The organism is Streptomyces sp. NPDC102258, from assembly GCF_055584685.1.
In genome coordinates this window covers 240,913-266,323 of record NZ_JBVJLO010000003.1, presented here as the reverse complement: position 1 = coordinate 266,323, position 25,411 = coordinate 240,913, and the positions used below count along the sequence as shown (strand labels likewise).

22 protein-coding genes and 2 tRNA genes (1 of these 24 cut by a window edge) are annotated in these 25,411 nt (G+C 72.3%); 3 read left to right on the top strand and 21 right to left on the bottom strand.

Translation table 11 applies throughout. From position 1 onward, the window contains the following. The 8 genes from ACZ6ZT_RS06815 to ACZ6ZT_RS06780 all read right to left on the bottom strand — a co-directional run. Positions 1 to 56 (bottom strand) — tRNA-Ala (locus tag ACZ6ZT_RS06815); it reaches 117 nt to the left of the window's first position. 162 nt (positions 57 to 218) lie between these two features. Continuing rightward, a complete protein-coding gene (locus tag ACZ6ZT_RS06810; RefSeq protein ID WP_469716214.1) occupies positions 219 to 452 on the bottom strand; it encodes a hypothetical protein in 234 nt (77 codons plus the stop codon). 144 nt (positions 453 to 596) lie between these two features. Then, positions 597 to 669, bottom strand: a tRNA-Ala gene (locus tag ACZ6ZT_RS06805). 201 nt (positions 670 to 870) lie between these two features. Next, a complete protein-coding gene (locus tag ACZ6ZT_RS06800) occupies positions 871 to 1,527 on the bottom strand; it encodes a histidine phosphatase family protein (RefSeq protein WP_469716594.1) in 657 nt (218 codons plus the stop codon). Next, positions 1,524 to 1,970, bottom strand: a complete 447-nt coding sequence (gene rsfS, locus ACZ6ZT_RS06795) for a ribosome silencing factor (RefSeq protein WP_150519670.1) — start codon at positions 1,968 to 1,970, stop codon at positions 1,524 to 1,526. The genes ACZ6ZT_RS06800 and rsfS overlap by 4 nt, the downstream gene beginning before the upstream one ends. A gap of 130 nt (positions 1,971 to 2,100) precedes the next feature. After that, positions 2,101 to 3,831 (bottom strand): LytR C-terminal domain-containing protein, encoded by a 1,731-nt coding sequence (locus ACZ6ZT_RS06790; protein ID WP_469716212.1) that lies wholly within the window; start codon positions 3,829 to 3,831, stop codon positions 2,101 to 2,103. A 24-nt stretch (positions 3,832 to 3,855) separates the two neighbouring features. After that, positions 3,856 to 4,473: a nicotinate-nucleotide adenylyltransferase gene (gene nadD, locus ACZ6ZT_RS06785; RefSeq protein ID WP_393711346.1), complete on the bottom strand. Its 618-nt coding sequence runs from the start codon at positions 4,471 to 4,473 to the stop codon at positions 3,856 to 3,858. A 62-nt stretch (positions 4,474 to 4,535) separates the two neighbouring features. Continuing rightward, positions 4,536 to 4,703: a hypothetical protein gene (locus tag ACZ6ZT_RS06780; protein ID WP_285536299.1), complete on the bottom strand. Its 168-nt coding sequence runs from the start codon at positions 4,701 to 4,703 to the stop codon at positions 4,536 to 4,538. Between the two features lie 139 nt (positions 4,704 to 4,842). On the opposite strand from ACZ6ZT_RS06780, the gene ACZ6ZT_RS06775 reads away from it, so the two are divergent. Then, the gene (locus ACZ6ZT_RS06775; RefSeq protein WP_469716210.1) at positions 4,843 to 5,976 is read left to right on the top strand and encodes a M48 family metallopeptidase; all 1,134 of its coding nucleotides are present in this window, start codon (positions 4,843 to 4,845) and stop codon (positions 5,974 to 5,976) included. Here the strand turns inward: ACZ6ZT_RS06775 and ACZ6ZT_RS06770 are convergent. From ACZ6ZT_RS06770 to ACZ6ZT_RS06740, 7 genes are all read right to left on the bottom strand, one after another. Next, positions 5,957 to 7,189, bottom strand: a complete 1,233-nt coding sequence (locus ACZ6ZT_RS06770) for an SCO2583 family membrane protein (RefSeq protein ID WP_469716208.1) — start codon at positions 7,187 to 7,189, stop codon at positions 5,957 to 5,959. The genes ACZ6ZT_RS06775 and ACZ6ZT_RS06770 overlap by 20 nt on opposite strands. A 67-nt stretch (positions 7,190 to 7,256) precedes the next feature. Next, positions 7,257 to 7,796, bottom strand: a complete 540-nt coding sequence (locus tag ACZ6ZT_RS06765) for an SCO2584 family spore wall biosynthesis protein (protein ID WP_469716207.1) — start codon at positions 7,794 to 7,796, stop codon at positions 7,257 to 7,259. A 76-nt stretch (positions 7,797 to 7,872) separates the two neighbouring features. Beyond that, complete coding sequence (locus ACZ6ZT_RS06760; RefSeq protein WP_469716205.1) at positions 7,873 to 9,147, bottom strand: glutamate-5-semialdehyde dehydrogenase; 1,275 nt, start codon at positions 9,145 to 9,147, stop codon at positions 7,873 to 7,875. Between the two features lie 189 nt (positions 9,148 to 9,336). Beyond that, positions 9,337 to 9,753, bottom strand: a complete 417-nt coding sequence (locus tag ACZ6ZT_RS06755; protein WP_469716592.1) for a hypothetical protein — start codon at positions 9,751 to 9,753, stop codon at positions 9,337 to 9,339. 81 nt (positions 9,754 to 9,834) lie between these two features. After that, positions 9,835 to 10,962, bottom strand: a complete 1,128-nt coding sequence (proB, locus tag ACZ6ZT_RS06750; RefSeq protein ID WP_469716203.1) for a glutamate 5-kinase — start codon at positions 10,960 to 10,962, stop codon at positions 9,835 to 9,837. 78 nt (positions 10,963 to 11,040) lie between these two features. After that, positions 11,041 to 11,502, bottom strand: a complete 462-nt coding sequence (locus tag ACZ6ZT_RS06745; protein ID WP_469716202.1) for a GtrA family protein — start codon at positions 11,500 to 11,502, stop codon at positions 11,041 to 11,043. After that, on the bottom strand, positions 11,499 to 12,482 hold the full coding sequence (locus ACZ6ZT_RS06740; RefSeq protein WP_469716200.1) for a glycosyltransferase family 2 protein: 984 nt from the start codon (positions 12,480 to 12,482) through the stop codon (positions 11,499 to 11,501). The genes ACZ6ZT_RS06745 and ACZ6ZT_RS06740 overlap by 4 nt, the downstream gene beginning before the upstream one ends. A gap of 157 nt (positions 12,483 to 12,639) precedes the next feature. Here ACZ6ZT_RS06740 and ACZ6ZT_RS06735 point away from each other — a divergent pair, with 157 nt between their 5' ends. Continuing rightward, on the top strand, positions 12,640 to 15,510 hold the full coding sequence (locus ACZ6ZT_RS06735; protein ID WP_469716198.1) for a bifunctional glycosyltransferase/CDP-glycerol:glycerophosphate glycerophosphotransferase: 2,871 nt from the start codon (positions 12,640 to 12,642) through the stop codon (positions 15,508 to 15,510). Beyond that, complete coding sequence (locus tag ACZ6ZT_RS06730) at positions 15,507 to 16,679, top strand: glycosyltransferase (protein ID WP_469716196.1); 1,173 nt, start codon at positions 15,507 to 15,509, stop codon at positions 16,677 to 16,679. Before ACZ6ZT_RS06735 ends, ACZ6ZT_RS06730 begins: the two co-directional genes overlap by 4 nt. Before the next feature lie 90 nt (positions 16,680 to 16,769). On the opposite strand, the gene galE is transcribed toward ACZ6ZT_RS06730, so the two are convergent. The 6 genes from galE to ACZ6ZT_RS06700 form a co-directional block, all read right to left on the bottom strand. Further along, on the bottom strand, positions 16,770 to 17,750 hold the full coding sequence (gene galE, locus ACZ6ZT_RS06725; protein WP_469716195.1) for a UDP-glucose 4-epimerase GalE: 981 nt from the start codon (positions 17,748 to 17,750) through the stop codon (positions 16,770 to 16,772). 16 nt (positions 17,751 to 17,766) lie between these two features. Further along, complete coding sequence (locus ACZ6ZT_RS06720) at positions 17,767 to 19,410, bottom strand: glycosyltransferase (protein ID WP_469716193.1); 1,644 nt, start codon at positions 19,408 to 19,410, stop codon at positions 17,767 to 17,769. Between the two features lie 58 nt (positions 19,411 to 19,468). Next, positions 19,469 to 20,914, bottom strand: coding sequence for a GTPase ObgE (gene obgE, locus ACZ6ZT_RS06715; protein ID WP_469716191.1), 1,446 nt, complete (start codon positions 20,912 to 20,914; stop codon positions 19,469 to 19,471). A gap of 169 nt (positions 20,915 to 21,083) precedes the next feature. Beyond that, on the bottom strand, positions 21,084 to 21,338 hold the full coding sequence (rpmA, locus tag ACZ6ZT_RS06710; protein ID WP_048480572.1) for a 50S ribosomal protein L27: 255 nt from the start codon (positions 21,336 to 21,338) through the stop codon (positions 21,084 to 21,086). A 13-nt stretch (positions 21,339 to 21,351) separates the two neighbouring features. Next, a complete protein-coding gene (gene rplU / locus ACZ6ZT_RS06705; RefSeq protein WP_030159347.1) occupies positions 21,352 to 21,672 on the bottom strand; it encodes a 50S ribosomal protein L21 in 321 nt (106 codons plus the stop codon). A 281-nt stretch (positions 21,673 to 21,953) separates the two neighbouring features. Further along, the coding region (locus ACZ6ZT_RS06700; RefSeq protein WP_469716189.1) for an Rne/Rng family ribonuclease at positions 21,954 to 25,411 on the bottom strand (3,458 nt) is incomplete at its 5' end.

Here is a 25,411-nt window from a genome sequence, read left to right as displayed (position 1 = left end):
GAACTCCTGACCTCCTGCATGCCATGCAGGCGCTCTACCAACTGAGCTATAGCCCCTTGTACCGCTTGCCTTGCCTGCCGCTTCGGTGTCCCTTGCCGGTTCCCCTTGGCGACGTCCCAAACATTACACGGTCATGGCCCTGGTCCAAAAATCGGTTTCCACGGGGCCGGGGCCATGCCCGATTTGACCCATATCTAGCGAATCCGCAGTCCCGCGCCTCAGGCCCGCGCGAACTGGTAGAAGCGCTTCAGCGTGCAGTGCTCGTCGAGGAGGCGGCCGTAGATCGGCTCGCCCTCCAGCTCCCGGTACGTCTCGATCGGGTCGCCTTTTATGATCAGCGCCCGCGCGCATTCCTCGCACCAGTACTGGTAGTCGGAATTCACCGGGTCCATGTCCCGCACGATCGGCGTGCCGTTGTCGCACCAGTCGCACCGCCGCCGGTGTGCACCCATCCGTCAGCGACTCCCTCCCGCGTCGGGCCGTCGTGTCCCCCTCCGGCCGTCCGATTCTGCCATGCCGGTACGGGCCGGGTCAGCACGCGCAAAGGGGACAAACGCAAAGATCCCGCCCCCTGTTGGGGACGGGATCCTTCACTGTGGAGCTAAGGAGAATTGAACTCCTGACCTCCTGCATGCCATGCAGGCGCTCTACCAACTGAGCTATAGCCCCGCTCTCCGCCGCGCTTCCCCCGTTTCCGGTGTTCTTCGCTGCGAACAAGAAGAACTCTAGCCTGTGACCAGCCGGAAAGTGAAATCCGGGTCCGAGCCGCCCCACGGAGGCTCGGCGAAGGCTCGGCCGGGCTCCTCGCGGGCTCCGCAGGAGCCCTGCGAGCTCCCCGCGAGCACCCCGCGAGCGCCCTGCCGGGAGCTCTCAGTCGTCGTCGCCGAGGACCGGCTCGGGCAGCGTGCCGGCGTTGTGCTCCATCAGCCGCCAGCCGCGCGCGCCCTCACCGAGGACGGACCAGCAGCAGTTGGAGAGCCCGCCGAGGCCCTCCCAGTGGTGCGACTCCAGGCCCAGCAGCCGGCCGATGGTCGTACGGATGGTGCCGCCGTGACTGACCACGACCAGCGTGCCGCCCCGCGGCAGCCGGTCGGCGTGGTCCAGGACGACCGGGGCGGCGCGGTCGGCGACCTCGGTCTCCAGCTCGCCCCCGCCCCTGCGGACGGGCTCGCCGCGCTTCCACGCGGCGTACTGCTCGCCGTACTTGTCGAGGATCTCCTCGTGGGTGAGCCCCTGCCACTCACCGGCGTACGTCTCGCGCAGCGCCTCGTCGTGCTCGACCGGCAGGCCCGTGACGGCGGCCAGCTCGCCGGCCGTGTCGGCGGCCCGGCGCAGGTCGGAGGCCACGATGGCGTCCGGCTTCAGGGACGCGAGCAGCCGGGCGGCGCGGCGCGCCTGCGCCACACCCGTCTCGGTCAGCTCGATGTCCGTGGAGCCCTGGAAGCGGCGCTCCAGGTTCCACGAGGTCTGGCCGTGCCGCCAGAGGACGATCTTTCTGCCGGACCTGCCCGTGTCGGCCGTGCTCAGAACAGATCACCGTCCAGTTCGTCGTCGCCCGCCGCCTCGCGCAGCTTGGCGTGCTCCTCGGCCTTGCCGATCGTGAGCTTGGCGTCGGCGGGGAGCTCGATCTCGGGGCAGTCCTTCCACAGGCGCTCCAGCGCGTAGAAGACGCGCTCCTCGCTGTGCTGGACGTGCACGACGATGTCGACGTAGTCGAGCAGGATCCAGCGGGCGTCGCGGTCGCCTTCGCGGCGCACCGGCTTGGCGCCGAGCTCCTTGAGCAGGCGCTCCTCGATCTCGTCCACGATCGACTTGACCTGGCGGTCGTTGGGCGCGGAGGCGAGGAGGAAGGCATCGGTGATCGACAGCACGTCGCTGACGTCGTACGCGATGATGTCGTGCGCGAGCCGGTCGGCCGCGGCCTGGGCGGCGGCGGTGATGAGCTCGATGGAGCGGTCCGTGGCGGTCACTGGCCATGCTTTCGGGTTGGCGGGCAGATCCTTACAAGGGTCTCATGTACCGCCGACACCGCCCGCGCGGAACGCTCCGCGCGGGCGGACTCGCAGGTCAAAGCCGTGACCAGCGCCACGGGAGCGGGCCTTACGAGGGTTTGTAGTCCTTGCCCAGGGTCACCACGACGTCCGCGTTCACGGTGTTCTCGGCCTTCTTCACAACCGTTTCCGGCAGGCCCAGCGTCTTGGCGACGTCGACGGCCCGGCCGCGCTGCGCGTCGTCCTGGTAGGTGATCTGTGAGGCGGCCGACGCCCGGTCGGCCTTGCCGCCGTCCACGAAGGCGTAGCCGCCGTTCAGCAGGGCCGCCTTCGCCGCGGCCTGCGTCCTGTCGTCCCCGGTGGCGTCCCGCAGGCCCACCCGGGGCGTCGCGCCGGGCTGGGCCGCCGTGAAGGAACCGCCGAGGAGTTCCTTGACGACCTTCTTGTTGGCCTCGTCCGTGAGACCGCCGTCGGGCTTCACCCCGAGCACCTCGGTGCGGTAGGCGCCCTCCTTGGCGTGCTCGCCGATGCGCGAGAGCAGGGCGCCCAGGCTCTGGGCGTCCAGGCCCGGGTCCAGGATCTGGCCCATGCTCTCGACGGTCGTGCCGGCCGCCTTCGGATCGGAGGGGATCTTGCGCAGCACGGCGTACAGCACCTTCCCGGTCCGCTCCAGCTGCTTGGCCTCCGGTTCGCCCTGGGCGCGGTAGGTGGCGTACGCGACCGCCATCGCCCCGGTCAGGCTCTGCTTGGGGCCCTTGCCCACGGCGGGGGTCTTGGCCTGGTCGTCGGCGGGGACGGCGGTGTCCGTGTCGACCTCGATGCCGCTGATCAGCTCGACGAGGCGTTCCAGGAAGGGGGTGTCCAGGCGCCAGGTTCCGCCGAGGTGGGTGCCGAGGACCGTGTCGAGGGCCTCGCGGGTGCCGATGCCCCCGTCCTCGACCGACTTGCCGAGGGAGGTCCCGGTGCCGTCCTGCTTCGCGACGCCGAGGGTGTTGGGCAGCAGGACGGTGGCGCCCTGCTTGGCCGTCACGTTGTCCACGAGGAGGGCGGTGGAGCTGCCGCCCCGCTTGGTGTTGAGGAGGTGAACGACGATCATGTCGCGCTTCTGCGCCCCGGCGGCGGCCGTGGTGCCCTTCTTCGACGGGCCGCTCAGGAAGGGCAGCTTGTCCGCGTACCAGAGGTAGCCGACCCCGCCGACGACGAAGAGGGCCAGGGCAACGATCAGCGCGACCACCCGGTTGCGGCCGCGGCGGCGGGCCTCCTCGCGGCGCTCGGTCCGGCTCTCGGTGAAGGCGAGCCAGTCGATGACGTCCTCGGAGTCCTCGTCCGGCTGGTCGATGAACGCGAACTGCTCGGTGCGGTAGTCCGGGGCGGCGTCCCGGTCGTCGGCGGCGGCCTCCCGGCGCGGCTCGGGCACCCGGGCGGCGGCGGACCGCGCCTGCTCCGGGGCGGGGGCGGGCGCGGGGGCCTGGGCGGCGTTCTGCTGCGGGATCCACTGCTGGGCCTGGTCATAGGCCTGGGGCTGAGCTTGGACGTGGGCCGGGTCATGGTCCTGAGCCGGGGCCTGCTGGTACCCGTACCCGTACGAGGCGGCCTGGGGCTGGGGGTACTCCTGCTGCGGCGCGTAGTGCTGCTGCCGGCCCGCCGCCCCGTAGTCGTACGGCTGCTCGTACGAGGACTCGTAGGACGGCTGTTCGTACGGCTGCTCGTACTCCCGCTGCGGGGCGGGCCGGTCGGAGCGCCCGGGCGCCTGGCCGTACACCGGTCTGCCGTACTGGTCGTATCCGAGGAGCTGCTGCTGCGCGGCGTACGGGTCGTACGGTTCCTGTGGGTCGCTCACCGCGGGGCCCCTCTCTCCGGAAGCTCAGGCGCCCCGGTACAGCTCACGCTTGTCGATGTAGCGCACCACGCCGTCCGGCACCAGGTACCAGACGGGATCGCCCTTGGCGACGCGCGCGCGGCAGTCCGTGGAGGAGATCGCCAGCGCGGGTACCTCGACCAGCGAGACGCCGCCCTCGGGCAGCCCGTCGTCGGTGAGCACGTGGCCGGGGCGGGTCACTCCGATGAAGTGGGCGAGGGAGAACAGCTCGTCCGCGTTGCGCCAGGTGAGGATCTGCGCGAGGGCGTCGGCGCCGGTGATGAAGAAGAGGTCGGCGTCCTCGTTGAGCGCGCTCAGGTCCCGCAGGGTGTCGATCGTGTACGTCGGGCCGCCGCGGTCGATGTCGATGCGGCTCACCGAGAACTGCGGGTTCGAGGCCGTCGCGATGACCGTCATGAGGTAGCGGTCCTCGGCGGGGGACACGGCCCGCTGGGACTTCTGCCACGGCTCGCCGGTCGGTACGAAGACCACCTCGTCGAGGTGGAAGAGGGCGGCCACCTCACTGGCGGCCACCAGGTGTCCGTGGTGGATCGGATCGAACGTCCCGCCCATCACGCCCAGCCGGCGTTTGACCGGGCCCGTAGGCACTTCCTGCTCTCCCATGAGCGCAGAGCCTACTGGCCCGGTGGCACGTCCACGGCGGCCGGACCGGAACCGGGAGGGGTCTAGCGGTCGCGGTTGAGGCGGGTGGTCACCCAGAGCATCAGCAGCAGGATGAGGAACGCGCCGCCACCGGTCAGGTAGGGACTCAGGCTGTCATGGTTGCCGCCGTGCTGCTCGCCGCCCTCCGCAGCGAGAACGACCAGGTTGTGGGCGGTGGTGGAGAGGCTCATCAGGCAGGTACCTATCGAGTCGGGGAGCGGGCGGAGACTTCGCTCACATCGTATGCGGGGGCCCGGGGCACGCTCACGCCGACTCAGGCGTTGGAGAGGATGGACGCGAGGCAGCAGGGCCGATCAAGGGGGAGGCGCCATGACGGACACGGGATTCGAGAAGGTACCGGCACGCGACCGCAGGAGGTTCCCGGGCATCTCGTCCCGGGCGTACGAGCATCCCGCGGACCGTTCCGCGCTGGTCGCGCTGCGCAGGCTGACCGGCTTCGACACGGTGTTCAAGGCGCTGAGCGGGCTGCTGCCGGAGCGCAGCCTGCGGCTGCTGTTCCTGTCGGAGTCGGTGCGGGTGGGCGAGACCCAGTTCCCCCATCTGCACGCGATGCTCCGGGACGCCTGTTACATCCTGGACCTGGAGCGGGTCCCGCAGATGTACGTGCAGCAGGACCCGCAGCCCAACGCCATGTGCATCGGGCTGGACGAGCCGATCATCGTGGTGACGACGGGGCTCGTCGAGCTGCTCGACGAGGAGGAGATGCGGGCGGTGGTGGGCCATGAGGTGGGCCACGCGCTGTCCGGGCACGCCGTGTACCGCACGGTCCTGGTGTTCCTGACGAACCTGGCGCTGAAGGTGGCGTGGATCCCGCTCGGGACGGTGGCCATCTCGGCGATCGTGACCGCGCTGCGGGAGTGGTTCCGCAAGTCCGAGCTCTCGGCGGACCGGGCCGGGCTGCTGGTCGGGCAGGACGTGCACGCCTCCATGCGCGGCCTGATGAAGCTCGCCGGCGGCAACCACCTGCACGAGATGAACGTGGACGCCTTCCTGGCCCAGGCCGAGGAGTACGAGGCCGGCGGGGACCTGCGCGACTCCGTCCTGAAGATCCTCAACCAGCTGCCGCGGACGCACCCCTTCACGACGGTCCGGGCCGCCGAGCTGAAGAAGTGGTCGCAGCACCGGGACTACCAGCGGATCATGGACGGCCACTACCCGCGGCGGGACGAGGACAAGGACGCCTCGGTCGGCGACTCCTTCCGCCAGTCCGCCTCGCACTACGCCGACTCGGTGCGCGGCAGCAAGGACCCGCTGATGAAGCTGGTCGGCGACCTCGCGGGCGGGGCGGGCGACCTCGGCGGCAAGCTGCGCGACCGGTTCACCGGAGCCGCCGCGAAGGACACCGGCGGCGCGCAGGGCACGGGAAGCACGAAGGACACGGCGGGTACGGCGGACACCGGCGGCGCGCAGGACACCGGGGAGGCTACGGGGCCGCAGGGCTGACGGAGCGCCCCTCCCCCGGCGGCGCCGGATCCAGCGTGCCGGGACGCGGCCGCGCCGCCGCGTCCGGGGCGGTGGAGGCCGAACCGCTCCGGTCCGGAGTGGCCGACGGCTGGGCCAGTACGCCGCACAGCCCGGCGGCGCGCCTCGGGTGGCCGCTGGCGTACGGGTCGCTCGCGGGCGGGCCGACCGTGGTGGGCCCGGAGCCGGCGGGCAGCGGCCGGAAGCCCTCCGCGGGGTCGCTCGCGCAGTCCTGCGGGCCGGCCATCACATAGGCCGACACCAGCTCCGTCCGGCGGGCCGCGAGGTCCCCCCGGTCGAAGCGCAGCCGCAGCTCGCGGCGGACGGTGAACAGCGACGCCCCGTCGGCCGCCGACGGCTCTCCGGTCGCCGGCCGCACGGCGTACACGAAAGTGTGGTCGGTGGTCACCTCCAGCACCTCCGGACTGCGCTCCTCGAAGGCGAGGGTGCCGTTGACCCGGACCCTGGAGTCGGCGACGACGGCCGTGGCGGGGTCGAAGCGGACCAGCCAGCCGGTGGCGGCGTGCCGCCCGTCGCCCGAGGGGGAGGCCATGCTCTCGTCGAACTGCGCCAGCTGCCCCGCGTCGAGCAGGACCCGCACGGGCCGGGAGGCGTTGCCGGAGAGCACGTCCGGATCGAGCGAGGACTGCACCAGGTAGTCCTTGGCGACCGACAGCGCGGCGACGACCTGGCTCTCGCTGAAGTGGGGGGTGCGGCGGACGGCGGGCAGCGTGATGCCGGCCGCCCCCACCCGGTAGTCGGCCGCGGGACTGCCCTCGTACAGGTCGGTGGGCCGGCCGCCGGGTACGACGGAGGCCGGGGCCAGCGGGACGACGGTGCTGCTGAGCGGCTCGGCGTTGCCGGCCGCCGGGGGCACGTACGGATTGCGCAGGCCCAGGTAGACGGCGACCGCGAAGGCGGTGGCGATGAGCAGGACCAGCAGCATGCCCTGCCGGGCGCCGCGGCCGGGGCTCCCGTGGTGGTGGCCGGCGGAGGCGCCGGACCAGATGGAGCGGCTGCGGACGGCGCGGGCGTGCTCGCCCATGCGTTCCTGGGCGGAGAACTCCTGGAGCCGGGCGGCGCGCACGAAGTCCTCGTCGAACACCACCGAGCGGTACTCGTCCGGACGCGGTTCGTCGTCACCCCCGCCGGTTCCCTCGGGGGTGGCGCCTGGTGGATCTCCTGGAACGGCCATCGCTTCTCCCCGCTGTCCCCGCTTCAGAGAAGCCCCCGCTCCGGCACAGGCGAGTGGGGTCGTACCTTCAGGGTTGGCGGCCGACGGGGTACGTAAACGCGCCGACCCCGGTGACTTCCCCGAGCGGCGTACTGGCGGGCGCGGGTGCGGGGTCCGCCTCGCCGGCGGCGCTGCGGTAGACGGCGCTGAAGGCCAGCGCGACCATGCCGAGCCCCATCACGACGGCGAGCACCCAGGCGACGGGGCGCAGCCAGGGCGAGCGGCCGCGGTAGGGGCGCAGGCGGCCGCCGTAGGCCCCGTACGGGCCCTCTGCGTAGCCGTGGCCGTACTGGCCCGGCTCCCATCCGGAGTCGTCGATGCCGTACGCGTCGGGGTACCCGTAGTCGTCGTCCCCGGCCCAGCCGCCGGCGACGCGGGCGGCCTCGGCCTCGGCGCGCGCCCGGTCGGCGGCGCGCTGGCGCTCGGCCGCGCTCGGTTCATGGATCTCGGCGTTCCGGACGAAGTCCTCGTCGAACACCACGGAGGCGAAGTCCTGGTCCGCGCCTCCGCGGTCGTCGTCGGGCTCCCCGTCGTCCGGGAACGGCTTGCCCCCCACGTCGTCCGGCACGCGACCAGCGTAGACCTGGAGGACCGCTTTGGGCAGGGTGTGCGCCGGAATCGGCCACACCCTGTCCGGGTGGTGGTTACCGCACGTGACCGTCGCCGGTGACGATGTACTTGGTGGAGGTCAGCTCCGGAAGGCCCATCGGGCCGCGTGCGTGCAGCTTCTGGGTGGAGATCCCGATCTCGGCGCCGAAGCCGAACTGGCCACCGTCGGTGAACCGGGTGGAGGCGTTCACGGCGACGGTGGTGGAGTCGACCAGCTGGGTGAAGCGGCGGGCGGCGGCCTGGGACGTGGTGACGATCGCCTCGGTGTGGCCGGAGGTCCAGCGGCGGATGTGGGTGACGGCCCCGTCGAGGGAGTCCACGACGGCGGCGGCGATGTCATAGGACAGGTACTCGGCGGCCCAGTCCTCGTCGGTGGCGGGCAGCGCGGTGACCTTGGACTCCTCGGCGTACGAGAGCACCTCGGCGTCGCCGTGCACGGTCACTCCGGCGTCCGCGAGGGCGTCCAGCGCGAGCGGGAGGAAGGACGGGGCGATGTCGCGGTGCACGAGCAGGGTCTCGGCGGAGTTGCAGACGGAGGGGCGCTGCGCCTTGGAGTTGACCAGGATGTCCACCGCCATGGCGAGGTCGGCCTGGGCGTCGACGTAGACGTGGCAGTTGCCGGTGCCGGTCTCGATGACCGGGACGATGGACTCCTCGACGACGGTCTTGATGAGGGAGGCGCCGCCGCGCGGGATGAGCACGTCGACGAGGCCGCGGGCGCGCATCAGCTCGCGGACGGAGTCGCGGGACTCGCCGGGGACGAGCTGGATCGCGTCGGCGGGCAGGCCGGCGGAGGCGACGGCGTCGCGGAGGATGCCGACGAGGGCGGTGTTGGAGGCGTAGGCGGAGGAGCTGCCGCGCAGGAGGACGGCGTTGCCGGACTTGAGGCAGAGGGCGGCGGCGTCGACGGTGACGTTGGGGCGGGCCTCGTAGATGATGCCGACCACGCCGAGCGGGACGCGGATCTGGCGCAGGTCGATGCCGTTGGGGAGGGTCGAGCCGCGGACGACCTCGCCGACGGGGTCGGGGAGGGCGGCGACGTCGCGGACGTCGGAGGCGATGGCGGCGACGCGCTCGGGGGTGAGGGTGAGGCGGTCGATGACGGTCTCGCTGGTGCCGGCGGCGGCGGCCTTGGCGGTGTCGACGGCGTTGGCCTCGACGATCTCTGCCGTACGGGCCTCCAGCGCGTCCGCGATGGCCAGCAGGGCGGTGTCCTTGGCGGACCGCGGCAGCGGGGCGATGGCGGCTGCGGCGACGCGGGCGGCTTGCGCGGTGGCGCGCACGGAGGAGACGGCATCAAGCGAGGTCATGCCGCCAGGGTAATCCCCCCGCCCCCGGCACCCGGAGGGCCTTCCATCCCCCGAGACGGGACCCCGACCACCCTCCCGGGGCTCCGCCCCGGACCCCGCGCCTCGAACGCCGACCGGGCGAATCCAGCCCCGCCGGCGTTTGAGGCGCGGGCGCGGAGCGCCGTGTAGTGGGACGCGCCGGGGCACGGTCTAGTACGGGTGCACGCCCACCGGATGGGCCGGCGGCGGGCCGTAGCCCTCCGCCACCCGTTGGTGGTAGGTGGCGCGGTCGATGACCTCCAGGCCGACGATCTCCCACGGCGGCAACCGCGCCGAAGAGCGGTGCTCCCCCCACAGCCGCAGCGCGACGGCCGCCGCGTCGTGGAGGTCGCGGGCCTCCTCCCAGTACCGGATCTCCGCGTGGTCGTCGGCGTACCGGCTGGTCAGCAGGAAGGGGTGGTCGTGCGCGAGCTGCTCCAGCCCGCGCCGGACCTCGGACAGCGGCGCCGGCTTGCCGGAGACGCTCAGGGTGATGTGCCACAGCCGGGAGGCGTCCTGGCCCCCGTCCCCGTCCCCGCCCTCGTGCCGGTCCCCCGTGCCGACGCTGGTCAGCGCTCGTCTCACCAGCCGCCTCCTGTCTGCGCTACGCGTGTCCGCCCCTCACAGTTGACCAGTCCCCGGCCCCCCGCGCGGCGGTTTTGCCGAACCTCAGCCCTGGAGCAGCACCAGATCGTCGCGGTGGACGACCTCCCTCTCGTACGCGGGTCCGAGCTCGCGCGCCAGCTCGCGGGTGGAGCGGCCGAGCAGCCGCGGAAGTTCCTTCGCGTCGAAGTTGACGAGCCCGCGGGCGACGGCGCGCCCGTCGGCGGCGCGCAGTTCGACGGGGTCGCCCGCCACGAAGTCGCCCTCCACCCCGGCGATCCCGGCGGCCAGCAGCGAGCTGCCCCGCTCGGTGACGGCGCGCACGGCTCCGTCGTCGAGGACGAGGTGCCCCTGCGGGGCCGAGGCGTGCTGGAGCCACAGCAGCCGGTCGGCGGAGCGCCGCCCGGTGGCGTGGAAGTGGGTGCCGGTCGGGCGCCCGGCCAGGGCGTCGGCGGCCTGGCTGGCGGAGGTCAGCACGACGGGGATCCCGGCGGCGGCGGCGATCCGGGCGGCCTCGACCTTGGTGACCATGCCGCCGGTGCCGACTCCGGCCTTGCCCGCGCTGCCGATCGACACGTGCGCGATGTCCTCGGGGCCGCGCACCTCGTCGATGCGGGTGGTGCCGGGCAGGGAGGGGTCCCCGTCGTAGAGGCCGTCGACGTCGGAGAGCAGGACGAGCAGATCGGCGCGGACCAGGTGGGCGACGAGCGCGGCCAGCCGGTCGTTGTCGCCGAAGCGGATCTCGTCGGTGGCGACGGTGTCGTTCTCGTTGACGACGGGCAGCGCGCCCATGGCCAGCAGCTGGTCCAGCGTCCGGTACGCGTTGCGGTAGTGCGCGCGCCGGCTGGTGTCGACGGTGGTGAGCAGCACCTGGCCGACGCGTACGCCGTAGCGGGCGAAGGAGGCGGTGTACCGGGCGACGAGGAGGCCCTGGCCGACGCTGGCGGCCGCCTGCTGGCGGGCGAGGTCCTTGGGGCGGCGGGCGAGACCGAGCGGGGAGAGTCCGGCGGCGATGGCCCCGGAGGAAACCAGCACGATCTCCTTCTCCCCGCCGCTGCGGGCCTTGGCCAGGACGTCGACCAGCGCGTCCACGCGGTCGGCGTCGAGGCCGCCCGCCGCGGTGGTCAGGGAGGAGGAGCCGACCTTGACCACGATCCTGCGGGCGTCCACGACACCTTGCCTAGCCGTTGACACGTCTTTCCCCTCACCAACCGACCGATCCGTCCGACCGGCCCAATCTACGGGGTGGTGTGCCGGGGCCGCCCGCCGGTTTCAGACCGTGGACGAGGACCGCCGCGGGACGCTCCCGCCGCTCCCCCCCGCGGGGTCGCCGCCCGTGCCGGGGATCAGGATCCTGCGGGAGAGCAGGAAGGTGAACGGGATCGCCACGACGGCCGCGACGAGCGGCGCGATCCGGGTGTCCATCCCGGCCCAGGTGACCAGGGCGTAGAGCCCGGCCGACTGGATCACGTAGTTCGTGACGTTGGTCAGCGGGAAGAGCAGGAACTTCTTCCAGGTGGGCCGGGTGCGGTAGGTGAAGTAGGTGTTCATGAAGAACGAGCCGACCATCGACAGCGCGAAGGCCAGGGTGTAGGCGGCGAAGTACGGCAGCCACGGGTGGAGCAGCAGGTAGATGCCGAAGAAGGTGCCGGTGTTGACCCCGCCCACCAGGGCGAAGCGGAAGATCTGGCCGAGCTTCTCGCGGCGGCCGTCCCCGGCGGTGGTCCCGGTCATCGGCGGCCGCGCTCCGCGATCACGGCTTCGGAGGCCTCGGGCATCCGGTCGGCGGTGACGCCGTGCGCCTCCTTGACCAGGAAGTGGGGGCGGCGCTTGGTCTCGTAGTAGATGCGGCCGATGTACTCGCCGATCAGCCCCAGCATGATCATCTGTACGCCGCCGATCCCGGCGATCATCGCGACGAGCGTGACGTAGCCCGGCGAGTCGATGCCGTGGGTGATCGCCATGGCGGTGATCCACAGCGCGTACAGGACGGTCAGGCCGACCAGCGACACGCCGAGCCAGATCCCGATCCGCAGGGGCCGGTTGTTGAAGGAGATCAGCCCGTCCATGCCGTAGTTCAGCAGGGAGCCGAACTTCCACTTCGTCTCGCCGGCCTCGCGCTGGGCGTTCTGGTAGTCGAAGTGGACGGTGTCGAAGCCGATCCAGGAGAAGAGGCCCTTGGAGAAGCGGTTGTACTCCGGGAGGGCGAGCAGCGCGTCGACCGCCGGGCGGGAGAGCAACCGGAAGTCGCCGACCCCGTCGGTGAGCTCGACGTCGACCCAGCGGTTGACCCCGCGGTAGTAGAGGCGGCTGAGGGCCGAACGGAGTTTCTTGTCACCTTCGCGGCTCCGGCGGGCGATGACCTGGTCGTGGCCCTGCCGGTAGTGCTCCAGCATGGTGGCAATGAGCTCCGGCGGGTGCTGGAGGTCCGCGTCCATGATCACCACGGCGTCGCCGGTGGCTTCCTTCAGCCCGGCGAGCATGCCCGCCTCCTTGCCGAAGTTCCGGCTGAAGGAGACGTAGCGGGTCTGGTCCCCGTAGGTGGCGGCGATCTTGCGGAGCTTGTCGAGCGTCCCGTCACGACTGCCGTCGTCGACGTAGCAGACCTCGTACTCCACGGGCAGGGTGTCCAGAACCCTGCGGATCTCGGCGTCGAAACTGTCGATGACTGCTTCTTCGTTGTAACAAGGGACAACTACGGACAGCTTGGTCATGACCACTTCCTGCTGGGTCCGAACGGGTGATTGTCGGCGACCGGACCCCCACTCACCTCTTCCTTAGAAGTATGCACGCCGGGGGTCGGCCTGCCGGAGCCGAGTGCGGCACACGGTAGCTTTGACGGGATAAGCGGAATGGAACAAAGGGATCGAGGTGCACGTGCCTGACGTCTCCGTGGTCGTCATCGTCTACAACGACGCAGAGCGTCTGCCGACAGCCGTCCAGTCGGTTTTGGACCAGACCCTGCGCGGGGTCGAAGTCGTGATCGTGGACGACTGCAGCAAGGACCGGTCCTTCGCGGTCGCGCAGGAGCTCGAAGCGGCGCATCCGGGCCGGGTGCGCGCCTTCCGGCTGCCGGAGAACAGCGGAGGCTGCGGCGCGCCGCGCAACCACGGCATCCGGCAGGCCACCGGTACGTACGTCATGTTCCTGGACAGCGACGACGTGCTGGAACGCAACGCCTGCCGGAACATGCTGGCCGCCGCCGAGCGCACCGGGTCCGACCTGGTCTCGGGCATGTGCGTGCGCGTCCACCTCGACAAGCGCTGGAACAAGACCACCGAGTGGTACCCGTGGATCTACGCGCGCACCCGCACGCTGGAGTCGATCACCGAGTACCCCGACCTGCTGGTCTACGACACCCTCTCCACGAACAAGTGCTACCGGCGCGCGTTCCTGCTCGAACAGGGCCTGGAGTTCCCGATCGGCATCCACTACGAGGACCTGCTCTTCTCGGCGCAGGCGTACGTGGCCGCCCGCCGCATCACCCTCATCCCGAACCACGTCTACTTCTGGAACGTGGTCGAGAAGGCCGCCGCCCTGTCGATCAGCAACCGGCGCCACGAGATCGAGAACTTCGTCCACCGGATGGAGATCCACCGCCGGGTCGACGAGCTGCTGGCCGCCAAGGGCCACACGGCCATCAAGTCCGCCAAGGACGCCAAGTTCCTCAAGCACGACCTGGTGCTGCACCTGCGCGACCTGCCGCTGCTCGGCGACGCCTACCGCCAGGAGTTCGCCCGGCTCGCCAACGGCTACCTGGCCGGCATCGACCCGGCCGCGTACGAGAACGTCACGCACCTCCAGGCGATCTGCGCCTACCTGCTGGGCAAGGAGGACTGGGAGAACCTCCTCCCGGCCGCCGACGCGATGACCAACAAGGGCCGGCTGTGCTCCCCGCTCGCCGAGCGCGACGGCCGCGTCTACTGGTGCGACCGGCACATCGACGACGCCGAGGGCCGGCGGATACTGGACGTCACCGACCAGGGCTACCACACGGCGCCGCTGTCCTCGCTGGCCCTGGGCAACCGCCTGACCTCGTACGAGGACGACGGGCGCGGCACGGTCACCCTCGCGGGCCGGATCGTGAACCCGCTCGGCCGGATCAAGGCCGACAGCCCGCTGAAGGCCACCCTGGAGTTCCGGGCCCGCCGCCAGATCGGGGTCCGCTCGTTCAGCTTCCCGGTGGCGGACGTGCGCCACGCCGGTGACACGATCGAGTGGAACACCACGGCCGACGTGGCCTCCACGGTCCGCCCGCTCGGCATCATCGACGCCGTCTGGGACGTCCGCCTGAAGCTCACCGCCGGCAGCGACCGGATGACCACGCGCGTCTCGGTCGGCGGCGTCGACATGGAGTCCGCGGCCCGGCTGCGGGTGCGCCCGCGCCTGACCCGCCTGGTCTCCGACCGTTTCGAGCCGGAGATGACCAAGAAGGGCAACCTCTCGTACGTGCTGACCGCCGAGGGCCGGGCCGCCGTCCGCACCCAGGCGCTGCTCAACAACGCGATGCACGGCAAGGCCGCCGGCGTCGTCAAGCGAAGCCTGCGCCGGGCCCTGCGGGCCCGCCGCAACCTCGGCTCGGGCGAGCAGAAGGTGAAGGTCTACCACGAGGTCTTCTCCAAGCTGCCGGTCAAGAAGGGCACGGTCGTCTTCGAGAGCCACATGGGCAAGCAGTACAGCGACAGCCCCAAGGCGATCTACGAGGAGCTGGTCCGCCGGGGCGCGCCCTTCGAGGCGATCTGGTCCTACGCGGGCGGCAAGCCCACCGGCTTCCCCAAGGAGGCCACCCTGGTGCGCCGCTGGAGCTGGCCGTACCTGCGGGCGCTGGCCCAGGCCGAGTACTGGGTCGACAACCAGGGCTTCCCGCTGGCGCTGGCCAAGCGCCCCGGGACCACGTACATCCAGACCTGGCACGGCTCCGCGCTCAAGCGGATGGGCTTCCACGAGCCCCGCACCAAGGCACAGGGCAAGGCGGCCCAGGACCGCTTCCAGGCGGCGGTCAACCGCTTCGACCACTTCCTGATCCGCTCCGAGCACGACGCCCGCACCCTCGCCAAGGCCTTCCGGCTGCGCGACGAGGTGCTGCTGCGCACCGGCTACCCGCGCAACGACGCCCTCGTCGAGGCGCACCGGGCCGAGGCGCAGAGCGGGGAACGGGTGCGCGGACCGCTCGCCACCGAGCTGGGCATCGACCCGGACAAGCGGGTGCTGCTGTACGCGCCGACGTTCCGGGCGAACGCCGACGGCACGGTGGAGGGCTTCGAATTCCCCTTCGACGTCGAGGAGTTCGCCGACCGGCTCGGCGACCGCTTCACGCTGCTGGTGCGCACCCACTACCTCAACAGCGTCTCGCTGCCGCCGTCCGTCGCCGGCCGCGTCATCGACGTGTCCCGGCACCACGACATCACCCCGCTGCTGGCCCTCGCCGACGGGCTGATCACGGACTACTCGTCCGTGATGTTCGACTACGCGGTGCTGGACCGGCCGATGCTGTTCTTCGCGTACGACTACGAGAAGTACGCCACCGACATCCGCGGCACCTACTTCGACCTGAAGGAGAAGGCGCCGGGCCCGGTCGTGGCCACGGCCGACGAGCTGATGCAGGCCGTCGCCGCCTTCGACGAGGCCGACGCCAAGTACGCGGAGGCCCGCCAGCGCTTCGTCGGCGAGTTCGGCGAGCACGACCGCGGGGACGCCGCCCGCCAGATCGTCGAGAAGTTCTTCACCAGGAGCGGCAAGTGAGCCAGCAGACCGCCACCGAGGGCGGCCGCGACGTCTTCATCGTCTCCAACAGCGTCGACGAGCTCGGCGGTGTGACCACCTGGTCCCACCAGATGGCCCGGCTGCTGAGCGACCGCGGGCACCGCGTGCACATCGTCGGCATCGCGCCCGTCGCCGAGGAGATCCGGCAGAAGCTGCCCGTCGGCCTCCCGTACGAGACGACCACGCTCTACGCCGTCCACCCGCCCAAGGCCCGCGCCCTGCACGGGGTGAAGGGCCGCCTCAACGCCCCCGAACGGCGCCGCCAGGCGGCCCGGCGGGCGCAGATGCGGGCCAAGGCGGACGTGCTCGGCGGGATGTTCCGGGCGGCGCGGCCCGGCGCCGTGGTCATCGTCACCCAGATCTGGGCGATGGAGTGGGTCGCCCTCGCCGACACCAAGGGCCTCTCCGTCATCGGCATGAGCCACGAGTCCTTCGAGGCCAGCCACAAGTCCACCCGCGCCGAACGGGTGCGCCGCCACTACGCCGACGTCGACCGGCTGCTGGTGCTCACGCCGGAGGACGCGGACCTGTGGATCCGCTCCGGCATGGAGAACGTCGACAGCATGCCGAACCCGCTGCCCTTCATGCCCGAGGCCCCCGCGCCGCGGACCGCGAAGACCGTCGCGAGCGTCGGCCGCCTCTCCTTCGAGAAGGGCATGGACCTGCTCCTCGACGCGTGGGCGGACGTGGCCCCGCGCCACCCCGACTGGACCCTGCGGCTCTACGGGGCGGGCCCGGAGGAGGCCTCCCTGCGGGCGCACTGCACGACGCTCGGGCTGGACGACTGCGTGGAGTGGATGGGCAGCACCGACGACGTGCTGGGCGCGCTGCGCGAGGCCTCGGTGTTCGCCCAGGCCTCCCGCGCCGAGGGCTTCCCGATCACCCTGCTGGAGGCCATGGCGGCGGGCCTGCCGGTGGCCGCGTTCGACTGCGCGCCCGGTGTACGGGAGATCGTGCGCGACGGCGAGGACGGGCTGCTGGCCCGCCTCGGCAACACCATGGAACTGGCCGGGCACCTGGACGCCCTGATGTCGGACGGGGGCCTGCGCGACCGGCTCGGCGACGCCGGGTTCGAGCACGTGCGGCGCTACTCCAGCGCGGAGATCACCGACCGCTGGGAGAGGCTGTTCGCGTTCCTGGAGCGCTGAACCCCCTGCGCGACGTGACGGAGCCGCCCGTCCCGGACCTGGTCCGGGGCGGGCGGCTCCGTCATGCGGGCTCCGTCATGCGGGGCCCGCTCAGGCCTTGCGGTTGGCTTCCCAGCCCGCCCAGGCCGAAGTGATCATCTCGCGGACGTCGTGGCGGGCCTTCCAGCCCAGTTCGGCGGCGATCCGGTCCGCCGAGGCCACGACCTTCGCCGGGTCGCCCGGCCGGCGCGGGGTGACGACGGCCGCCAGGGAGTGGCCGGTGAGCTCGTTCATCAGCTCGGTCATCTCCCGCACCGAGACGCCCTCGCCCCGGCCGATGTTGACGGTGAGGTCCTTGTACTCCCCCGCCGCGCCCCACTCGGCGAGCCGGCGCGCGGCCACCACGTGGGCCTCGGCCAGGTCCTCGACGTGGATGTAGTCGCGGATGCAGGTGCCGTCCGGGGTCGGGTAGTCGTCGCCGAAGATACGGGCGCCCTCGCCGGCGTCGTAGCGCTCGAAGACCATCGGGACCAGGTTGAAGACGCCCGTGTCGGCGAGCTCGGGGGCGGCGGCGCCAGCCACGTTGAAGTAGCGCAGGCAGGCGGTGGAGATGCCGTGCGCCCGGCCCGCGGCCCGCACCAGCCACTCACCGGCCAGCTTGGTCTCCCCGTAGGGGCTCAGCGGCAGGCAGGGGGTGTCCTCGGTGACGGAGTCCACGTCGGGCATGCCGTAGACGGAGGCCGAGGAGGAGAAGAGGAAGTTGCGGATGCCCGCGGCGGCCACGGCCTGGAGCAGCACCGTGAGGCCCTGCACGTTCTCGTGGTAGTAGTACATCGGCTTCTCGACGGACTCACCGACCTGCTTCTTGCCCGCCAGGTGCACCACCCCGGTGATCTGGTGCTCGCGCAGGGTCTCGTCGAGCACCAGCCGGTCCAGGACCGATCCGACCACCAGGGGCACGCCTTCCGGGACGCGGTCCTCGCGGCCCGTGGAGAGGTCGTCGAAGACGACGACCCGCTGGCCCGCCTCCAGCATCGCGCGGACGACGTGGGCGCCGATGTAACCGGCGCCACCGGTGATCAGAAATGTCATGCGTGTCTCCCGAGCTCTAGCGTGACCTGCGCGTGCGGGCGCGGTCGAGGCGGTTGCGTACGAAGGTCAGCGCGCCCCCGGCGCCCGGAGCCAGGCGCAGGGCCAGCGCTCCGGCGGCCGTCCGGTACGGCTGCGCCAGCAGAACACCGTACCGGCTGCTGGGCAGGGCCCGGCGGCGCAGCAGCGGGCCGAGGGGGCGCAGCGAGGTGACGAGGGAGCTCCCGTCGCCGCACTCCACGCCCGCCCGGACGTCCCAGGCCTGCATCCCGCGCAGCCCCCGGCGGCGCCCCGTGGCGGCCAGCGCGGCGAGCCGGAAGGGCACCTCGGCGCTCCAGCCGTCCCCGTCGGCGGCGGCGCGCAGCTCCACCGGGCGCACCTCGACGGGGTCCCCGTCCGCCCGGGGCAGGAAGCTCAGCCGCAGCGTGCGCGGCCCGGCTCCGGCTCCGGCGAGGCGCCCGTACAGGTCGCGCACCCGGATCCGGACGGCCCCGCGCCCGGCGGGCCCGGCCTCGGCGCTGACCGGCAGTTCGGCGACGGGCAGTTCCGCGAGCCCGTCCAGCGGGACCGGCAGCCCGGCGCTCCACACCGGGCGCCCGGCGTCGTCCACGGCGTACGGGGGCGCGAGGCGGGCCGGCTCGGCGGCGAGCCCGGTCAGCCGCTCCAGGTCGGCGGGCGGGGCCTCGGCGGCCAGCAGCACCCGGGCGGTCCAGCGGGCACGGGCGGGGGCGGCGTCCAGGTCGGCGGGGTCGAAGCCGGCCAGGTAGTCGCGGGTCAGCGTCCACCAGGCGGCCCGGTAGCCGGGGTCGGTGCCGAGCTCGCGCAGGTACATGCGCAGGTCGTAGTCGAGGAACTTGACCTGGCAGGCCCGCCCCAGCTCGGGGGAGGCCGCGACGAGGTTCCGGGAGGCGGCGGCGTGCGCCTCGACGCGCGCGCGCCAGTTGCCGACGTCGGCGCGGGCCAGGGAGATCGACACCTGGGCGGCGCGGCGGCGTACGTGCCACACGTAGACGAGGTCGCCGACGACCGCGATCCGGGGCCCGGCGGCCAGCACGCGGGAGGTGAAGACGAAGTCCTCGTAGACGAAGCGGCCGTCGGGGAAGCGGATGCCGTGCTGGTCGAGGAAGGCGCGCTCGTACAGCTTGTTGACGCAGAGGGTGTCGCGGACCAGCTCGGGCCGGTCGGCGGGCCGCTCGATCACCTCGCCCGGCGTGTACAGGCCGGGCATCCAGGGCACGTCGCGGCCCTCGGGCAGCTCGCGGCGCACGCACGCGCCGACGGTGACGGGGGCCCGGTGCTCCTCGGCGGCCCGCAGGAGGGCCTCGGCCGCGCCCGGCGGCAGGACGTCGTCGCTGTCGAGGAAGAGGACGTAGGGGGCGCTCGCGGCGGCGATGCCGTCGTTGCGCGGGGTGCCGCAGCCGCCGCTGTTCTCCGTGCGGTGCACGACCTTCAGCCGGGGGTGGGCGGCGGCCAGGGCGTCCAGCACCGCCCCGGTCCCGTCCGAGGAGGCGTCGTCGACCGCGATGACCTCGGCGACCACCGGGCCCTGGGCGAGGGCCGAGGAGACGGCCTCGCCCACCAGCCCGGCGTCGTTGTACGCGATCACCACCACGGAAACCGCGGGGTCCGTGGTGGTGTCGCTGCTGGAATCGCTGCTGCTCACCCGGAAGATCCTAGGCGAACGGCGTAGGGCCGGGTTCAACCCGGTGCGGGGGCGGGGCTCAGAAGGGACGGAACTCGTCGTACTCCTGCTGGGACGCGTCGCCGCGCTTGGCGTCCTTCTCCTTGCGGCGCTGGGTGGCCGGACGCGGCGCCTCCATGCGGTGGTCCTCACCGCGGCGGCCCAGCATCTCGGCGCCGGCCATCATGGTCGGCTCCCAGTCGAAGACGACGGAGTTCTCGTCGGAGCCGATGGCCACGCCGTCGCCGGCGCGGGCGCCGGCCTTCTTCAGCGCTTCCTCGACACCGAGGCGGTTGAGGCGGTCGGCGAGGTAGCCGACGGCCTCGTCGTTGTTGAAGTCGGTCTGCCGGACCCAGCGCTCCGGCTTCTCGCCGCGCACCTGGTAGACGTCCTCGACCTCGTCGTAGGTGACGGTGAAGCCGGCGTCGTCCACGGCCTTCGGGCGGATGACGATACGGGTCGCCTCCTCCTTCGGCTTGCGGGCGCGGGCCTTGGCGACGACCTCGGCGAGGAAGTACGACAGTTCCTTCAGGCCGGTCCGGGCGACGGCGGAGACCTCGAAGACCTTGTAGCCGCGGGCCTCCAGGTCGGGGCGCACCATGTCGGCGAGCTCCTGGCCGTCGGGGATGTCGACCTTGTTGAGGACGACGAGGCGGGGGCGCTTCTCCAGGCCGCCGCCGTACATCCGCAGCTCTTCCTCGATGACGTCGAGGTCGGCGACCGGGTCGCGGTCCGTCTCCAGGGTCGCGGTGTCCAGGACGTGCACGAGCACCGAGCAGCGCTCGACGTGGCGCAGGAACTCCAGGCCGAGGCCCTTGCCCTGGCTGGCGCCCGGGATCAGGCCCGGGACGTCGGCGATCGTGTAGACGGTCGAACCGGCCGTGACGACACCCAGGTTCGGGACGAGGGTGGTGAAGGGGTAGTCCGCGATCTTCGGCTTGGCGGCGGAGAGCACCGAGATCAGCGAGGACTTGCCGGCGCTCGGGAAGCCGACCAGCGCCACGTCGGCGACGGTCTTGAGCTCCAGGACGATGTCGCCGGCGGTGCCGGGGACGCCGAGGAGCGCGAAGCCGGGCGCCTTGCGGCGGGCGGAGGACAGCGCGGCGTTGCCGAGGCCGCCGCGGCCGCCCTCGGCGGCCACGTACGTGGTCCCCTGGCCGACGAGGTCGGCGAGGACGTTGCCCTCCTTGTCGAGGACGACGGTGCCGTCCGGCACGGGCAGGACCAGGTCCTGGCCGTCCTTGCCGGAGCGGTTGTCACCGGCGCCGGGCTGGCCGTTGGTGGCCTTGCGGTGGGGGCTGTGGTGGTAGTCCAGCAGGGTGGTGATCGCCTGCTCCACCACCAGGATGACGTCGCCGCCACGGCCGCCGTTGCCGCCGTCGGGGCCGCCGAGCGGCTTGAACTTCTCCCGGTGAACGGAGGCGCAGCCGTGGCCCCCGTTACCCGCGGCGACGTGCAGCTCGACGCGGTCCACGAAGGTGGTCATGGGTGTTCCTCCAGATACATACGGGAATGTCCCGGGCAGGCCTTGCTGCCCATTAAACGTGTCTATGTGACAACGCGCCGAGGGCGGACCTCTCTTCCCGGCGTGCGCCGGGAAGAGGTGAGATCCGCCCTCGGGGTGTTACGAACGCTTCAGATCAGCAGGAGCTGGATCAGGCGGCCGGAACGATGTTGACGACCTTGCGGCCACGGTGCGTGCCGAACTCGACGGCACCGGCCTGCAGCGCGAACAGCGTGTCGTCGCCACCACGACCGACACCCGAACCCGGGTGGAAGTGGGTGCCGCGCTGGCGGACGAGGATCTCACCAGCGGAAACGACCTGACCGCCGAAGCGCTTCACGCCGAGCCGCTGAGCGTTGGAATCGCGCCCGTTCCGGGTGGACGATGCGCCCTTCTTGTGTGCCATGTCTCAGTCCCTCTTACTTCGCAGCCGTGGGGATACCGGTGACCTTGATCGCCGTGTACTGCTGGCGGTGACCCTGGCGACGGCGGTAGCCGGTCTTGTTCTTGTAGCGCAGGATGTCGATCTTGGCGCCCTTGTGGTGGTCCACGATCTCGGCCTGGACCTTGATCCCGGCCAGCACCCACGGGTCGCTGGTCACGGCGTCGCCGTCGACAACGAGCAGGGTCGAGAGCTCGACCGTGTCGCCAACCTTGGCAGTGGAAATCTTGTCAACCTCAACGATGTCGCCGACAGCAACCTTGTGCTGGCGACCACCGCTGCGCACGATGGCGTACACGCGGATCTCTCTCTCACTCGGGACGGATGCTCCTGAAGCCAGCCGCTCACGCGGGCCGGGGCCCACGGTGATCCGGAATTGGACGAGCGGCCTCTCCCGGGGGCCGTCCGCTGACGCGGACGATGCGGGAGGAAGGTGCTCAGGAGCGCGACGCACGCTGAACGGGTAATCGTTCAAGACACGCCGACGGTCTAGGTTACGGGGCAGGTTCCAGGGGGTCAAACCGGGCCCCGCACGGCCGTGGGCCCCGCCGTTCGGCGGGGCTCACGGTCCGCGGTGGATCAGGCTTCGGCGGGCGCCGAGACCGAGGGCGGGGTCTGCTGCTCCGCCGCCGCGGTCTTCTTCGTCGTCCGCTTGGCCGCGGTCTTCTTGACCGTGGCCGCCTTCTTCGCGACGGTCTTCTTGGCTGCCGCCGCCTTCTTGGCCGGGGCCTTCTTGGCAGCGGTAGCCGTGGTGGCCGCCTTCTTGGCCGGAGCCTTGCGGGTGGCCTTCTTGGCCGGGGCCTTCGCCTCCGCCTCGGGCTCCGCCCCGGCTTCGGCGGGGGCCTCGGCCGGCGTCTGGGCCGGCTTCTCGGGCTCCGCCTCGGCGACGGCCGAGGCCGCCTCGGCCGCCGGGGTCTCCACGACCACGATGGCCGCCTGCGAGGCGCCCGCCGGGGAACCGGCGGGGGCGGTGGCCTTACGGGTGGCACGCCGGCGCGGACGGGCCGGCGCGGCCTCCACCACGGGCTCGGGCTCGACGACCGGCTCGGCCTCGACGACCGGCTCCGGCTCCGCCGCCACGACGGGCTCGGCGACGGGCTCCGCGACCGGCTCGGCGACGGCCTCGGCGACCGGCTCCGCGGCGGTGGCCTTGCGGGTGGCACGGCGACGCGTACGGCCCTTCGGCGCGGCCTCGACCGTCTCCGCGGCCTCGACGGCCTCGGCGACGACCTCGGTCTCCGGCTCCAGCACCGTGTCGGCCGGCGCGGTGACCGGCTCGGCCTCCACGACCGGGGTCACCGGCGCCGGGGCCGCGGCCCGCTCCGCACCGCGCGGGGCGCCCGCCGGAGCGGTCGCCTTGCGGGTGGCGCGGCGGCGGTTGCGGCGCCCGCTCAGGCCCGCGGCGGCCTCGGCCTCGGCCGGGCTGCTGTACAGCTCCTCGTCCGCGACGAACTCGGGCTCGGCGAGCGCACGCGGCGCGGCGACCTCGGCGGCCACCTCGGCCTCCGTCTCCGCCTCGCCCTCGAACACGTCGCTCTCGACGGTCTCGACCGTCTCCAGCTCGTGCTCGTGCTCACCGCGGCCGCCACGGCGCTTGGAACGCTTGCCGTTGCCGCCGCCGCCGATCGCGGTCGGGGTTTCCATGTGCACGATGACGCCGCGGCCGTTGCAGTGGACGCATGTCTCGGAGAAGGACTCCAGCAGACCCTGGCCCACCCGCTTGCGGGTCATCTGCACCAGGCCCAGCGAGGTGACCTCGGCGACCTGGTGCTTCGTGCGGTCGCGGCCCAGGCACTCCAGCATGCGCCGCAGGACCAGGTCGCGGTTGGACTCCAGGACCATGTCGATGAAGTCGATGACGACGATGCCGCCCAGGTCGCGCAGCCGCAGCTGGCGCACGATCTCCTCGGCCGCCTCCAGGTTGTTCCTGGTGACGGTCTCTTCGAGGTTGCCGCCCTGACCGGTGAACTTGCCGGTGTTGACGTCGATGACGATCATCGCCTCGGTCTTGTCGATCACGAGGGAGCCGCCCGAGGGCAGCCACACCTTGCGGTCGAGCGCCTTGGCGAGCTGCTCGTCGATCCGGTACGTCGCGAAGACGTCGACCTCGGAGGTCCAGCGGGAGAGCCGGTCGGCCAGGTCCGGGGCCACGTGGTTCACGTAGCCGTGGATGGTCTCCCAGGCGGTGTCGCCGCTGACGATGACCTTCGAGAAGTCCTCGTTGAAGATGTCGCGCACGACGCGGACGGTCATGTCCGGCTCGCCGTACAGCAGGCTCGGCGAAGACGTCGAGATCTGCTTCGACTTCTTCTGGATGTCCTCCCACTGCCCCTGCAGACGCTCGACGTCACGGCGCAGCTCGTCCTCGCTCGCGCCCTCGGCGGCGGTGCGCACGATGACGCCCGCGTCCTCGGGGACGATCTTCTTGAGGATGGTCTTCAGACGCGCGCGCTCGGTGTCGGGCAGCTTGCGGCTGATGCCGGTCATCGAGCCCTCGGGCACGTAGACCAGGTAGCGGCCGGGCAGCGAGACCTGGCTGGTCAGGCGGGCGCCCTTGTGGCCGATCGGGTCCTTGGTGACCTGCACCAGCACCGACTGGCCGGACTTGAGGGCGGACTCGATGCGGCGCGGCCCGTTGGCCATGCCGAGCGCCTCGAAGTTGACCTCACCGGCGTACAGGACGGCGTTGCGGCCCTTGCCGATGTCGATGAAGGCGGCCTCCATGGACGGCAGCACGTTCTGGACCTTGCCCAGGTAGACGTTGCCGACGTACGAGGTGGCCTCTTCCTTGTTGACGTAGTGCTCGACGAGCACGTCGTCCTCAAGGACGCCGATCTGGGTGCGCTCGCCGGCCTGGCGGACGACCATCACGCGCTCGACGGCCTCACGGCGGGCCAGGAACTCGGCCTCGGTGATGATCGGCACGCGGCGGCGGCCCTGCTCGCGGCCTTCGCGGCGGCGCTGCTTCTTGGCCTCCAGGCGGGTCGAGCCCTTGATGGACTGGACCTCGTCGGAGGAGGTGGACTCGCTGCGCTCGCGCGCCGGGCGGGGCTCGCGGACCTTGACGACGGTGCGGACACCGTCCTCCTCGGCCGCCTCGGTGTCGGCGCCGCCGTCACCGCTGCGACGGCGACGGCGCCGGCGCCGGCGGCTGGAGCTGGAGCCGAGGGCCTCTTCGGCCTCGTCGTCCTCGTCCTCTTCCGGCTCGGCGGCCTCGTCGGCGGACTCGGCCTCGGTGTCCTCGTCGGCGGACTCGTCGAGGTCGGCGGACTCACCGCGGCGACGGCGACGGCCACCGCGACGGCGGCGGCGCGAGGGGCGCTCGCCGGACTCGTCGTGCTCGTCCTCGTCGAGGTCGGCGGCCTCGGCCTCGTGCTCCTCGTCGACGAGTTCCACGTCGGCCAGCGAGACGGGGGCGGACGGCGCGGCCGGAGCCGCGGGCTCAGCGCCCCGACGGCGGCGACGGCGGCCGGCGGGCTGCGCGGCGGGAGCCGGGGTCTGCGCCTCGGCGACGGTCTCGGCCTCGGGCTCCTCTTCCTCCTCGGCCTCCTCCGCCCGCGATGCGGCGGCAGCGGCCGCGGCGGCCATGGCGGCCGTCTCGGGGGTCTGGAACATCGGCTCGGCGAAGACCGGGGCCTGGAAGACGGCCACGGCGGGACGCGCGGCGCGGCGGGAGGCCCGCGACGGGGCCGGGGCGGCGGGCGCCTCGGCCTCCGCGGCGGGCGCCGGAGCGGCCGGGGCGCCGGAGCGGGTGGCGCGGCGGCGGCCGCCGCGCTTCGGGGAGTCGACGGCGTCGGCGACGGTCACGGCGCGGGTGGCGGCCCGGGGGGCCTCCTCCACCGCGGCGGGCGCCTCTACAGCGGCGTCGGCCGGGGCGGCGGCCGGAGCGGCGACGGCGCGGGTGGCGCGACGGCGGGCCCGCGGAGCGGGAGCGGCATCGGCCGGAGCCTCCTCCTCGACCGCCGCGGCCACGGCGGCCGGAGCCTCCACGACGACCTCGTCGGCCGGGGCGGCGGGAGCGGCCACGGCGCGGGTGG

Excerpts from the sequence above, each read along its gene's own strand:
- ACZ6ZT_RS06810 (WP_469716214.1), bottom strand. The coding sequence starts at position 452 with ATGGGTGCACACCGGCGGCGGTGCGACTGGTGCGACAACGGCACGCCG.
- nadD (WP_393711346.1), bottom strand. The coding sequence starts at position 4,473 with ATGGGAGAGCAGGAAGTGCCTACGGGCCCGGTCAAACGCCGGCTGGGC.
- ACZ6ZT_RS06780 (WP_285536299.1), bottom strand. The coding sequence starts at position 4,703 with ATGAGCCTCTCCACCACCGCCCACAACCTGGTCGTTCTCGCTGCGGAG.
- ACZ6ZT_RS06775 (WP_469716210.1), top strand. The coding sequence starts at position 4,843 with ATGACGGACACGGGATTCGAGAAGGTACCGGCACGCGACCGCAGGAGG.
- ACZ6ZT_RS06770 (WP_469716208.1), bottom strand. The coding sequence starts at position 7,189 with ATGGCCGTTCCAGGAGATCCACCAGGCGCCACCCCCGAGGGAACCGGC.
- ACZ6ZT_RS06760 (WP_469716205.1), bottom strand. The coding sequence starts at position 9,147 with ATGACCTCGCTTGATGCCGTCTCCTCCGTGCGCGCCACCGCGCAAGCC.
- ACZ6ZT_RS06745 (WP_469716202.1), bottom strand. The coding sequence starts at position 11,502 with ATGACCGGGACCACCGCCGGGGACGGCCGCCGCGAGAAGCTCGGCCAG.
- ACZ6ZT_RS06740 (WP_469716200.1), bottom strand. The coding sequence starts at position 12,482 with ATGACCAAGCTGTCCGTAGTTGTCCCTTGTTACAACGAAGAAGCAGTC.
- galE (WP_469716195.1), bottom strand. The coding sequence starts at position 17,750 with ATGACATTTCTGATCACCGGTGGCGCCGGTTACATCGGCGCCCACGTC.
- obgE (WP_469716191.1), bottom strand. The coding sequence starts at position 20,914 with ATGACCACCTTCGTGGACCGCGTCGAGCTGCACGTCGCCGCGGGTAAC.
- rpmA (WP_048480572.1), bottom strand. The coding sequence starts at position 21,338 with ATGGCACACAAGAAGGGCGCATCGTCCACCCGGAACGGGCGCGATTCC.